We start from the raw sequence: 13,153 nt of genomic DNA on the forward strand, positions 1-13,153 counted from the left end.
ACGGTCGACGAAAACATTTGGCGGAGGCGGACGGGAATCGAACCCGCCCAGCCCAGATACTGGGCCACAACGGTTTTGAAGACCGCGACCGTCACCAGACGAGAACCACCTCCGCGCTCACCCTAACCGAAGCCGGACCCTCGGTGACGACTCGCCCGTATGTTTGGGTCCATGACCGCACACGTCGACCTTCCCGAGGGCGCCATCCGACTCACCCAGTACGCCGCCGGCGGCGGTTGCGCATGCAAGGTTCCGCCGGGTGAACTCGAACGGGTACTCGGCGGTCTGCAGGGCGGACGGGCCGCCGGCGAACTGTTGGTGGGTGTGGAGAACGGCGACGACGGAGCCGCGGTCCGGATCGACCCGGCACCCGACGGCAGCGGCCGGGCCGTCATCGTGACGGCCGACTTCTTCACCCCGGTCGTCGACGACCCGTACGACTGGGGACGGATCGCCGCCACCAACGCCATGTCCGACGTCTACGCGATGGGTGGCACGCCGATCATCGCGGTCAACCTCCTGGGCTGGCCGCGCGAACTCATCCCGTTCGAACTCGCCGCCGAGGTGATGCGCGGCGGCGCCGACGCGTGCGCCGAGGCGGGTGCCCATCTCGCCGGCGGGCACAGCATCGACGACCGTGAGCCGAAGTACGGGCTGGCCGTGACCGGTCTCGGCGATCCGGATCGCCTGCTGCGCAACGACGCTGCCACGCCCGGCCTGCCGCTCACCCTCACCAAGCCGCTCGGTCTCGGCATCCTGAACAATCGTCACAAGGCCACCGGCGAGCGGTTCGAGGAAGCGGTCGCGGTGATGACGACACTCAACCGCGAGGCGGCGCAGCTCGCACACGACGCCGGTGTCCGCGCCGCCACCGACGTCACCGGTTTCGGTCTGCTCGGGCACCTGATGAAGATGATGCGGGCCAGCGGCACGACCGCTGTGATCGACTCCGCGGCAGTGCCGTACGTCGCCGGGGCACGAGAGTCGCTCGCGGAGGGATTCGTCCCCGGCGGGAGCCGGCGCAATCTCGACTGGGTGCGCGAGCAGGTCGACTCGGAGGTGGACGAGGACGAGCTGCTGCTGCTCGCCGACGCCCAGACGTCCGGCGGTCTGCTGGTCGTCGGAGAGCTGCCCGGCCATCCCGTCATCGGTGAGGTCGTCCCCGCGGGTGAGCACGCGATCCGGGTGCGCTGAGGCCCCGGACCGCCGGATCTCCGGGACTGCGTGACACGACGACACACCTGCACCGGGATTAACCGGCACGAAGCATGGGTAGACGGTAGCTTCGGAACGAGAGCGCAGGAAAGGAGTACCGATGGCGGAGAAGGACACGTCCCTCCCCTGGCCCGTCCTGCGTCAGTTCCTCGGCAAGGATCTGCTCGGACGCGGCAAGGCCGCACGGTCCCGTCGTACCGAGGAGATCGAACCGCGCACCTCCACCGCCGATCGTGTCGCCCGCAGCGTGTGCCCCTACTGCGCTGTCGGATGCGGACAGAAGATCTTCGTCAAGGACGAAAAGGTCGTCCAGGTCGAAGGCGATCCCGACAGCCCGGTGAACCGTGGGCGCCTGTGCCCGAAGGGTTCGGCGAGCAAGAACCTCGTCACCAGCGAGCTGCGCGAGACCCGGGTCCGCTACCGCCGGCCCTACGGCACCGAATGGGAAGACCTCGATCTCGACACGGCCATGGAGATGGTCGTCGATCGCGTGCTGAAGACCCGCCGCGAGACCTGGCAGGAGTTCGACGACAAGGGCCACCGGGTCCGGCGCACGATGGGTATCGCCAGTCTCGGCGGTGCCACGCTGGACAACGAGGAGAACTACCTCATCAAGAAGCTGTTCACAGCGATGGGGGCGGTCCAGATCGAGAATCAGGCCCGTATATGACACTCCGCCACCGTCCCCGGTCTGGGGACCAGCTTCGGACGCGGCGGCGCCACCGGCTACACGGCCGACCTTGCAAACGCTGACTGCATCATCATCCAGGGTTCCAACATGGCCGAGGCCCACCCGGTGGGCTTCCAGTGGGTCGTGGAGGCCCAGAAGCGTGGTGCCCGCGTCATCCACATCGATCCGCGCTTCACCCGTACCAGCGCGGTGGCGGACAAGCACGTCCCGATCCGGGTCGGCAGCGACATCGCCTTCCTCGGCGGCATCGTCAATTACGTCCTGAGCAACGAGCTGGACTTCCGCGAGTACGTCGTCAACTACACGAACGCCGCGGTGCTCGTCAGCGACAAGTTCGAGGACACCGACGATCTCGACGGGCTCTTCTCGGGCTTCGACCCCGAGAAACGGACCTACGATCCGACGAGCTGGCAGTACGACGTGGAGGACGAATCCGGCGACCTGCACAAGTCGCAGGCCAACGGTTCCGAGGAGCACGCCGAGCATCGGGAGACGGCCGCGGGCCTGCAGAACGAGGCGCACGGCATGCAGACGGCGAGCCACCCGAGGCGCGACGAGACGCTGCAGCACCCGCGATGCGTCTACCAGGTGCTCAAGCGGCACTTCGCCCGCTACACCCCCGAGGTGGTCGAGCAGGTGTGCGGCGTCTCGCAGGAGGACTTCCTCGACGTCTGCCGCGCGTGGACGGAGAACTCCGGCCGGGAGCGGACGACGGCGCTCGTCTACAGCGTCGGCTGGACCCAGCACAGTGTCGGTGTGCAGTACATCCGCACCGGCGCGATCCTGCAGTTGCTGCTCGGCAACATGGGCCGCCCCGGCGGAGGCATCATGGCGTTGCGCGGTCACGCCAGCATCCAGGGCTCGACCGACATCCCGACGCTGTTCAACCTCCTGCCCGGCTACCTGCCGATGCCCGACGCGAACAAGCACCACTCGTTCACGGACTGGGTCGACAGCGTCCGCAACCCGGGCAGCAAGGGTTTCTGGTCGAAGGCCGACGCCTACGCCGTGAACCTGCTCAAGGCCTACTGGGGCGACGCGGCGACCGCGGAGAACGATTACTGCTTCGACTACATGCCGAGGATCACCGGCGACCACGGCACCTACCGTTCGGTGCTCGACATGATCGACGGAAAGGTCAAGGGCTACTTCCTCCTCGGGCAGAACCCGGCCGTGGGCTCCGCTCACGGGCGCGCGCAGCGGCTCGGGATGGCGAACCTCGACTGGCTCGTGGTGCGCGACCTGTTCGAGATCGAGAGCGCCAACTTCTGGAAGGACTCCCCGGAGATCGAGACCGGCGAGATCGTGACCGAGGAGTGCGCCACCGAGGTGTTCCTCTTCCCGGCGGCCTCCTACGCCGAGAAGGAAGGCACCTTCACGCAGACCCAGCGGATGCTGCAGTGGCGGGAGAAGGCCGTCGAGCCGCCGGAGGACTGCCGCTCGGAACTGTGGTTCTTCTACCACCTCGGCCGCATGATGCGGGAGCGTCTGGCCGGGTCCACCGACGAGCGCGACCGGCCGCTGCTCGACCTGGCATGGGACTATCCCGTGCACGGCGAGCACGACGAGCCGAGCGCCGACGCGGTGCTCATGGAGATCAACGGCTACGACGTCGCGACCCGCCGGCCGTTGTCGTCGTTCACCGAGATGAAGAACGACGGCTCCACCCTGGGTGGCTGCTGGATCTACACCGGGGTCTATGCCGACGGCGTCAACCAGGCCAACCGGCGCAAGTCCCGGCACGAGCAGTCGTTCGTGGCTCCCGAGTGGGGCTGGGCGTGGCCGATGAACCGCCGCATCCTCTACAACCGGGCCTCCGCCGACCCCGAGGGCCGGCCGTGGAGCGAACGCAAGGCCTACGTGTGGTGGGACGACGACGCGCAGCAGTGGACGGGCGCGGATGTTCCGGACTTCGAGAAGACGAAGCCGCCGAGCTACCGCTCCCCCGAAGGCGCCGACGGTATCGAGGCGCTCGAAGGGATCGACCCGTTCATCATGCAGGGCGACGGCAAGGGCGCCCTCTACGTGCCGCAGGGGCTCGTCGACGGTCCGATGCCGACGCACTACGAACCGGTGGAGTCACCCTTCCGCAACCCGCTCTACGCGCAGCAGGCCAACCCGACGCGCAAGGAGTACCGCCGCGACGACAACCCGATGAACCCGGCGCCGCCGGACGACCACATCGACGTGTTCCCCTTCGTGTTCACGACGAGCCGTCTCACCGAGCACCACACCGCCGGCGGCATGAGCCGCTATCTCGAACATCTCGCCGAACTGCAACCGGAGATGTTCGTGGAGGTCTCCCCCGCCCTGGCGGCCGAACGCGGACTCGAGCACATGGGCTGGTGCCACGTGATCACCGCCCGCTCCGCGGTCGAGGGCCGGGTGCTGGTGACCGAGCGGTTGCGGCCTCTGAAGGTGGAGGGACGGACCGTCCACCAGGTGTGGATGCCCTATCACTGGGGCAGCGGCGGCATGGTGACCGGCGACTCGACCAACGATCTGTTCGGAATCACGTTGGATCCCAACGTGCTCATCCAGGAGACCAAGGTCGGTACGTGCGACGTCCGCGCCGGACGTCGACCGACCGGAGCGGGACTTCGGGAGTACGTCGAGGGATATGCGCGGCGGGCCGGGGTAACCGATCACGTGTACCCACCCATCGTGACCGTCCCGGACGGTGATACGGCCTCGGACGACCGACATGCCCCGGAGGCCTCGGACGACCGACATGCCCCGCAGGAGGACGAGTGACCGGCCCCAACAGCTTCTTCGGACCGATCGACCCGGCACCCGATGCCGGGTACGAGGATCCGCCGGCTCGCAAGGGCTTCTTCACCGACACCAGTGTGTGCATCGGGTGCAAGGCCTGCGAGGTGGCCTGCAAGGAGTGGAACGACGTCCCCGAGAACCTCTTCGCGATGCTCGGCACCTCGTACGACAACAGTCATTCGCTCAACGCCAACCAGTGGCGGCACGTCGCCTTCATCGAGCGTCCTGCCGAGTCGAAACCGCCGGTGTCGCTGGGGATGCCGACGGTCGGGGCGACCCCGACGGAGCTCCCGGAGGAGGAGAAGCCGGACTTCCGCTGGTTGATGTCCTCGGACGTGTGCAAGCACTGCACCCACGCGGCGTGCCTCGACGTGTGCCCGACCGGGTCGCTGTTCCGCAGCGAGTTCGGCACGGTGGTCGTGCAGGACGACATCTGCAACGGTTGCGGATACTGCGTGGCCGCCTGCCCGTACGGCGTCATCGATCGTCGCAAGGGTCCGGAGGGCGACCCGAAGGTCGGTATCGCCCAGAAGTGCACGCTCTGCTACGACCGGCTCACCGACGGCCAGACACCGTCGTGCGCGCAGGCATGCCCCACGGAGTCGATCCAGTTCGGCGACGTCGAGGAGTTGCGCGCCCGCGCCGAGGAACGACTGGCCACCCTGCACGAGCGCGGTGTGGGCGAGGCACGGCTCTACGGCAACGATCCCGAGGACGGGGTCGGCGGAACCGGCGCCTTCTTCCTGCTCCTCGACGAACCGGAGGTCTACGGCCTGCCGCCGGATCCGGTGGTGACGACCAAGGATCTTCCGGAGATGTGGACGCGCGCCGCCGTCGCGGCCGTCGCGATGCTGGCAGGCGCCGCCGTGTCGTTCCTGAGGAGGCGCGGATGACCCAGGTGCAGCACGGCGGCAGCCCGGGCAACCCCCGCCGGTCCGGTGGCGGTCGCGGCGGCGACCGGGTGATGGTGCCGGAGGCCGACTTCGAGTCCTATTACGGACGTCAGATCGTGAAACCGGCTCCGTGGGAACACGACATCGCCATCTACCTGTTCACCGGCGGCGTGGCCGCGGGCAGTTCGCTGCTCGCCGCGGGTGCCGATCTCACGGGGCGGCCCGCCCTGCGCCGGGTGGCCCGATTCGGTTCGCTCACATCGTTGCTCGTCAGTGTCGGTGCACTGGTCCACGATCTCGGCAAACCGAGTCGCTTCCTCAACATGCTGCGGGTCGCCAAACCGACCTCACCGATGTCGGTCGGGACGTGGATCCTGTCGCTGCACGGTCCGTTCGCGGGCGTCGCGGCGGTCGCGGAGATCGCCGAGATGCTCCCCGCCCGGTGGAAGCGTGGGCCGGTGCGCCTGCTGCTCGCCCTCGGCCGGCCCGCCGGGATCGTGGGCGCACTGACCGCACCGCCGGTCGCCGCGTATACCGGAGTCCTGTTGTCCGATACCGCAACTCCGGCCTGGCATTCCGCCTTCAAGGAGATCCCCTTCGTGTTCTGCGGGTCGGCGGCCGCCGCATCGGGTGGTCTCGGACTGCTGGGCGCGCCGGTTGCCGAGGCCGGACCGGCGCGCGCCTTCGCTGTCGGCGGTGCGCTCGTCGAACTCGCGACCGAGCAGCAGATGGAGAAGTCGATGGGCCTGTCGGCCGAGACGCTCCACCAGGGTCGCCCCGGACGACTGATGAAGGCCAGCAAGGCATTGACGGTGGCCGGTGCGCTCGGCGCGCTCGTCGGTCGCCGCAATCGGGTGGTGTCGGCCGTGTCCGGTGCCGCCCTCATGGTCGGTTCGCTGTGCACGCGACTCGGCGTCTACGAAGCCGGCATCGCGTCGGCGAAGGATCCCAAGTACACCGTCGTTCCCCAGCGTGAACGAGTCGATCGCGGGGAACCCGTTCGCTACCGCGGCTGAGATCCGGCTCGCGGGCAGAACGAAGGAGAACGCATGGACTCCGGCAAGCCCACGCGCGAACCACACGGCGACACCGCGACGACACAGCCTCCGGGCAGCTTCCGCTGGTTGCTCGTCGCCGGAGGTCTGCTGTTGCAGTTCTCGATCGGCGCGGTCTACGCGTGGTCGGTCTTCGGCGGAGCCCTCGAGAGCGCCGACTCCTGGCAACTGAGCACGGTCCGGGCCTCACTGCCGTTCACCGTCACCATCGGCATGATCTTCATCGGCACCTATCTCGGTGGCCGACTGCAGGATCTGAAAGGCCCCCGCGTCGTCGCGCTGATCGGCGGCATCATCTACGCGCTCGGTATCCTGCTCGCCTCGTTCACCGACGGAGCCGACGACTACTGGCTGCTCATCCTCGGATACGGCATCATCAGCGGCTTCGGGTTGGGCTTCGCATACATCGTCCCGATCGCCATGCTGCAGAAGTGGTTCCCCGACAAGACCGGTCTCATCACCGGACTCGCGGTGGGCGGCTTCGGATTCGGCGCGGTGCTCACCTCGCCGGTCGCGCAGTGGCTCATCGACCGGAACCCGGACGACCCGACGAGCGCCTTCCTGCCCTTGGGTATCGCCTACCTCGTGATGTCGCTGGCCGGTGCCGCACTCTTCCGCAACCCGCCCGAGGGATACACCGTGCCGGGCTTCGAACCCACCGGCAGCGACGGCAGCGGAACCGACCGCGGCAAGGAGTACACCCAGGGCGAGGCCCTGCGCACGCCCCAGTGGTACCTCCTGACCGCCATCCTCACCCTGTGCGTGACCGCCGGCATCTCCTTGATCTCGCAGGCGAAGCCGAGCGCGTCCGACATCGCCGGTTTCAGTGCTTCCGGCGCGGCGGCACTCGTGGGCGCGCTCGCGATCTTCAACGGTGCCGGCCGGATCGTGTGGGCGGCGATCTCCGACCGCATCGGCCGGATGAAGACCTTCACCGCACTGCTCGTGCTGCAGGGCGTGTGCCTGATCGTGCTGCCGCACGCCAGTGGAGTGGTGCTGTTCTCGATCCTGGCCGCGATCGTCTACCTCTGCTACGGCGGTGCTTTCGGCACCATGCCGGCCACTGCAGGCGACTTCTTCGGGGTCCGCAACGCCGGCGCCATCTACGGCCTGATGCTCATCGGCTGGAGCATCGGCGGCATCATCGGTCCGATCATCGCGTCCACGCTCCTCGGTGACGACAAGGCGTACACCCTCGCCTACACCACCATCGGCATCATCGCGCTCGTATCGGTCGTGCTCACGTTGATCACGAAGGTGCCGGAGGCGCGCCGGGAATCGGTCCCGTCCCGGTCCTGAGCCGGATCGCCGTCCTGCTCGTTCACGCTCCGGGTGCTTCGTGGGTGTGCAACCACGAGACGACCTGCGTGCGGGAGTGCACGCCGAGTTTGTCGAGGATCCGTTCGACGTGACCGTCGACGGTCCGGCGTGAGATCACGAGCCGGTCGGCGATCGCGCGATTGCTCAGGCCTCCGGCGACGAGTCCCGCGATCTCCTGCTCCCTCTTCGTCAGCGGGGATGTCCGGGAGGCGGACTCGCCTCCCCCGCGCTGCCGTCGGGCGGAGCCCGGAGCACGCGAGGTCCGCCTGCCCGAGGACTCTCTCGGCTCCAGAGCGCTGTCCACGAGATCGACGATGCGCATGCCGGACTGCGGGTGGGGCGATTCGGCGGTGTCCGTCTCGCCCATCCGTTCCCGGAGGCGACGCTCCGCTGCCATCGAGTCCTGCTCGATGTGCGGCCCGAATGCTGCGATCGTCGTACCGAGGCGCTGCCACACCGTCCGTGCGGCCCCGAACAGCCGTGCGGCCTTCTCCGTGTCGCCTTCGGCGCCTGCCGACCAAGCCAGCAGTTCGAGCGACAGTGCCGTGCAGATCTTGTCCTCGAAGTCGCGCTGGACGGCCAGCGCGCCGTTCGCCGCTTCGACCGCAGGGCCGAGGCGCCCGAGATGGTAATGCGCAAGCCCCGAGACCCACAGCGCATAGGCCTTGTTCCACCGCTCGCCGTGCTGATCCGCCATCTCGACGACGCGAGCGCACGTCTCCAGGGCGTCGTCGAGTCGTCCATCGTAGGTCTGCGCCATCGCCAGCTGGAACAGGCAGGTCAGGTGGGCGGCGTGGTCGCCGTGCGCACGATGTACCCGGGCCGCACGGAGGTAGAGGTCGATCGCCTCGGCCGTCGCCCCGCAGAACAGTGCGTGCAGAGCACTCCAGTGATCGCAGTGGGCTCGCAACCGTACATCACCGGATCCGTCTGCGATCGAACGGCACTCGTCGAGGTGGACCGCCGCTCCGTCGCGGTCTCCCTGGATGAGGGCCGTCCACGCGGTCACCCACAGCACGTTGCCGCGCTCGCTGCTCGAGCGCGGAAGTCGTTGCAGGAGTCGTTCGAGCCGGGCCCGCCCGGTGGACAGGTAGCCACCCGCGATCCAGTGATAGCGCAGCGCGACGGCGAGCGCCGCCCCCGTGGCGAGTTCGTCGTCGTCCCGGATCGATCGGTCGAGCGCTGCCATGAAATCCGCGTGGTCGGCGCGCATCGACGACAGCAGGGCGGATTGCCTCGGCCCGTACCAACTCTCGGCGCAGCGACGGGCACGGTCGAGATAGTGCTCGCAATGCCGCCGGTACAGCTGTTCCCGTTCCCCGCGGGCGTCGAGCAGTTCGTGTCCGTACTCGCGCACGGTCACCAGTTGCGAGTACCTCAACACCGACGACGAACGATCGACACCCACAAGCGATTTCGCGATCAACCTGTCGAGCAGGTCGATGACCTGTTCGCTCGGCAGATCGTCGTCGGCGCAGACGGTCTCCGCGGCTTCGAGGTCGAAACTGCCGGTGAACACCGACAACCGTGCCCACAGCGTCCGCTCGGCATCGGAGCACAGTTCGTAGCTCCAGTCGATCAGGGCGCGCAAGGTCTGCTGCCGCGGCACCGCCACGCGACTGCCCCCGGTGAGCAGTGCGAAACGACGATCGAGCCGGTCGACGAGTTGTGCCGGAGACAACGAACGCAGCCGGGTGGCCGCGAGTTCGAGAGCGAGCGGCACACCGTCGAGCGCGATGCACAGGTGCGCAACGGCATCGGCATTGTCGTCGGTCACCTCGAAGCCCGGGACCACCTGCCGGGCCCGTTCGACGAGCAGACCCACCGCTTCGAACCGCTCGAGATCGGCCGCCCGGTTCCCCGTCGATCCGTCCGGTGTCGTCAGAGGTGGAAGCACGTACTCCGCCTCCCCCGCCACCGCGAGCGGCTCACGACTGGTCGCGAGGATCCGCACCTCCGGTGCATCACCGAGAACGGCAGCGACGAAGTCGGCCACGGTCGCGATCAGGTGTTCGCAGTTGTCGACCACGATCAGCATGTGCTCGTCGCGGAGACGGTCGATGATCTTGTCCATCACGGGTCTGGTGGACTGGTCGGTCACGCCCAGAGCGGCCGCTGCAGCCGAGGGAACGGACTCCGGATCCCGCACCACCGCCAGATCGATCCAGCGGAACGAATCGCGGAACGCGCGCGAGGTTCGCACCGCCAGCTCCTCGGCCACCCGGGTCTTCCCCACTCCACCCGGACCGAGGATCGTCAGCAGCCGGGTCCGCTGGAGGCACGACCGGGCCTCGTCGATCTCGCGACGGCGACCGATGAAGGTCGTCACCGAACGGGTGGGCCCCGGGGTGCGGGGTGGTGCAGCTTCCGGCAGGGCAGATTCCATCGTCACGCTTCTCAGAGATAGTGGGCCCAACATACCCGGGTGGTCGTGTGACGGCCAACACAGGTACTCGATGGGGTAATTCGCCCCGCGTTCTCGTGTGTGATCCACGTCATCGTCGATGCAGACCTTCGGTTCATCCGCCGGAGCGACATCACCGATACCGAGGAGCCAGGACAGATGACCACTTCCTCCACCACCCCCGACACCGACGTCGTCGTCGTAGGAGCCGGATTCGCCGGCCTGTACGCGCTGCACAAACTGCGCGACCGGATGAACATGTCCGTGCGGGTCTTCGAGGCCGGCGACGATGTGGGTGGCACCTGGTACTGGAACCGCTATCCCGGCGCCCGCTGCGACATCGAGTCGATCCACTACTCGTACTCGTTCGACGAGGACCTGCAGCAGGAGTGGCAGTGGAGCGAGAAGTTCGCCGGGCAACCGGAGATCCTCCGCTACCTGAACCACGTGGCCGACCGCTTCGACCTGCGGAAGACGATCACATTCGGCACGCGGGTGATCGGCGTGCACTGGGACGACGAGAACTCGTGGTGGACCGTCCGCACCGACACCGGTGAGACCGTGACGGCCCGGTGGTTCATCTCCGGCGCCGGCAACCTCTCGGTCCCCAAGAAGCCCGAGTTCGGAGGCATCGACAACTTCCGTGGGCAGGTGCTGCTGACCGGCAACTGGCCGCACGAGCCCGTCGACTTCACCGGCAGGCGGGTCGCGGTCATCGGCACCGGCGCCAGTGGGATCCAGGCGATCCCGCTGATCGCGCAACAGGCCGCGGAACTGGTGGTCTTCCAGCGCACGCCCCAGTTCGCCACCCCGCTCGGGAACGGTCCGCTCGACCCGCAGGTGCTGGACGAGGCCAAGAAGATCTACCCCGAACTGAGAGAGGCCGCACGCAACCACTTCCTGGGTGTTCCGTTCGACCAGGTGCAGCCGTCGGCGCTCGCCGTCGATGCCGAGGAGCGTCGGCGGGTGTTCGACGAACGCTGGAACGCGGGCGGGTTCCGCCTGTTCATCGACAGCTTCCAGGACATCCTCTTCGACAGGCAGGCCAACGACACCGCCGCCGAGTACATCCGCGAGCGGATCCGCGAGCGGATCCGCGAGCGGGTCCAGGACCCCGCCAAGGCCGACACGCTCGCACCCCGGGGATACGCCTACGCCACGAAACGTCCCCCGCTCGAGACGAACTACTACGAGGCATACAACCGCGACAACGTGCACCTCGTCGACGTGAAGAGCACTCCGATCAGCGAGATCACCGAAACCGGTGTGCGCGTCGGCGACCGCACCTACGAGGTCGACACCATCGTGCTCGCGACCGGCTTCGACGCGATGACCGGACCGCTCATGGCCATGGACATCCGCGGCCGCAACGGTGTGCGCCTGGCCGACAGGTGGGCACACGGGCCGCGCACCTATCTCGGCATCATGATCGACGAGTTCCCCAACCTCTTCACGATCACCGGACCGCAGTCGCCCTCGGTGCTCTACAACATGCCGCTGGCGATCGAGGACCACGTCGACTTCGCGACCGACGCGATCGCGTATCTGCGCGCACACGATCTCCACGTCATCGAACCCACCCCGGAAGCCGAAGCCGACTGGGTGCGCACCACCACCGAGATCGCCGAGCAGACGCTGCTGCCGCAGACCGACTCGTGGTACATGGGCGCGAACATCCCCGGCAAACCGCGTGCCTGCATGGTCTACCTCGGGGGTGCCCCCACCTACCGGCAGGTCTGCGCCGAGGTCGTCGACGGCGGTTACGTCGGCTTCGACCTCGCCCCGGCACGAGCCACCGTCCCGGCCGCCTCGTAGCGCACCGATCTCCCCCACCTTTCGGAAGGAAACCACCCATGGCACTCGACGACCACGCCGCCGGCCTCATCGCAGGACTTCGGCAGCAGGGATTCACGTCGTTCTCGCAGATGACGGTCGATCAGGTCCGCGCGACGATCGCGACCTTCACCGATCTCCAACTTCCACCGCAGGACGTCGAGCGTGTGGACGAGACCCACTACGAGAGCGACGGCACCCGTCTCCCCCTACGGATCTACACCCCCGGGACGGACACCGGGCCGCGTCCGGTGGTGCTCTACTTCCACGGCGGCGGGTTCGTCGCGGGCGACCTCACCGTCGTGGACGAACCGGCGCGGGCGATCGCCCGCGCGACCGGGGCCACCGTCGTGACCGCGGGATACCGTCTGGCGCCGGAACATCCGTTCCCCGCAGCGGCCGACGACGCGTGGGCTGCGTTGCAGTGGGTCACCGCGCACATCGCCGAGTGCGGCGGCGACCCGCACAACCTCGTGGTGATGGGCGACAGTGCCGGTGGCAACCTCGCAGCCGGAGTCGCGCTGCGGGCCCGCGACGAAGGCGCACCGGTGCTGCGCGGACAGGTGCTGATCTACCCGGCGCTGGACCGCGCTGCCGACCTGCCCTCGCGCCGCGAGTTCGCCGAGGGGTACATCGTCACCGCCGCCGACATGGACTGGTTCCTCGACCGGTACTTCGCCTCACCCGAGGACGCAGAGACACCGTATGCGCTTCCCGCACGCGCGCCCCGTGTGGACGGTCTGCCACCGACCCTGGTGCTCACCACCGAGAACGAGGTGCTCCGCGACGAAGGTGAGCTCTACGGACGACGGCTACGAGAGGCCGGAGTGGACGTGACGATCCGCAGGTTCGACGGGCTCGTGCACGGCGCGTTCTGGATGTCGGGCGCGGTGCCGCGCAGCGGCGAGATGCGCGACGAGGTGGCCGGGTTCGTCACCCGCACCACCTCGGGCGTCCCCGCGCGGTAGGA

General features: G+C 68.1%; 8 protein-coding genes and 1 tRNA gene. 7 read left to right on the forward strand and 2 right to left on the reverse strand.

Going from position 1 to position 13,153, the window contains the following annotated elements:
* Positions 1 to 18 precede the first annotated feature (18 nt).
* Positions 19 to 113, reverse strand: a tRNA-Sec gene (locus B9C99_RS07200).
* Positions 114 to 171: 58 nt separating this feature from the next.
* Here B9C99_RS07200 and selD point away from each other — a divergent pair.
* The 5 genes from selD (at position 172) to B9C99_RS07230 (ending at position 7,925) form a co-directional block, all read left to right on the forward strand.
* Positions 172 to 1,194: a selenide, water dikinase SelD gene (gene selD, locus B9C99_RS07205; protein ID WP_088897395.1), complete on the forward strand. Its 1,023-nt coding sequence runs from the start codon at positions 172 to 174 to the stop codon at positions 1,192 to 1,194.
* Positions 1,195 to 1,315: 121 nt separating this feature from the next.
* Positions 1,316 to 4,660, forward strand: a complete 3,345-nt coding sequence (fdh, locus tag B9C99_RS07215) for a formate dehydrogenase (RefSeq protein WP_253250003.1) — start codon at positions 1,316 to 1,318, stop codon at positions 4,658 to 4,660.
* On the forward strand, positions 4,657 to 5,571 hold the full coding sequence (locus tag B9C99_RS07220; protein ID WP_016694431.1) for a 4Fe-4S dicluster domain-containing protein: 915 nt from the start codon (positions 4,657 to 4,659) through the stop codon (positions 5,569 to 5,571). The genes fdh and B9C99_RS07220 overlap by 4 nt, the downstream gene beginning before the upstream one ends.
* Positions 5,568 to 6,587 carry an NrfD/PsrC family molybdoenzyme membrane anchor subunit gene (gene nrfD, locus B9C99_RS07225; protein WP_088897398.1) on the forward strand — a complete coding sequence of 340 codons (1,020 nt, stop codon included), beginning with the start codon at positions 5,568 to 5,570 and terminating at the stop codon, positions 6,585 to 6,587. Before B9C99_RS07220 ends, nrfD begins: the two co-directional genes overlap by 4 nt.
* Before the next feature lie 33 nt (positions 6,588 to 6,620).
* Positions 6,621 to 7,925 (forward strand): OFA family MFS transporter, encoded by a 1,305-nt coding sequence (locus B9C99_RS07230; RefSeq protein WP_088897399.1) that lies wholly within the window; start codon positions 6,621 to 6,623, stop codon positions 7,923 to 7,925.
* 22 nt (positions 7,926 to 7,947) lie between these two features.
* Here the strand turns inward: B9C99_RS07230 and B9C99_RS07235 are convergent, their stop codons facing one another.
* Entirely contained in the window at positions 7,948 to 10,332 is a 2,385-nt protein-coding gene (locus B9C99_RS07235) for a LuxR C-terminal-related transcriptional regulator (protein ID WP_253250004.1), read from the reverse strand.
* A 177-nt stretch (positions 10,333 to 10,509) separates the two neighbouring features.
* Between B9C99_RS07235 and B9C99_RS07240 the strand changes: the two genes are divergently transcribed.
* Together B9C99_RS07240 and B9C99_RS07245 are read left to right on the forward strand one after the other, a co-directional pair.
* Complete coding sequence (locus tag B9C99_RS07240) at positions 10,510 to 12,165, forward strand: NAD(P)/FAD-dependent oxidoreductase (RefSeq protein ID WP_088897450.1); 1,656 nt, start codon at positions 10,510 to 10,512, stop codon at positions 12,163 to 12,165.
* A gap of 38 nt (positions 12,166 to 12,203) precedes the next feature.
* The gene (locus B9C99_RS07245; RefSeq protein ID WP_088897401.1) at positions 12,204 to 13,151 is read left to right on the forward strand and encodes an alpha/beta hydrolase; all 948 of its coding nucleotides are present in this window, start codon (positions 12,204 to 12,206) and stop codon (positions 13,149 to 13,151) included.
* Positions 13,152 to 13,153 lie beyond the last annotated feature (2 nt).

The organism is Rhodococcus sp. BUPNP1 (genome assembly GCF_002215235.1).
Lineage (GTDB): Bacteria > Actinomycetota > Actinomycetes > Mycobacteriales > Mycobacteriaceae > Rhodococcus.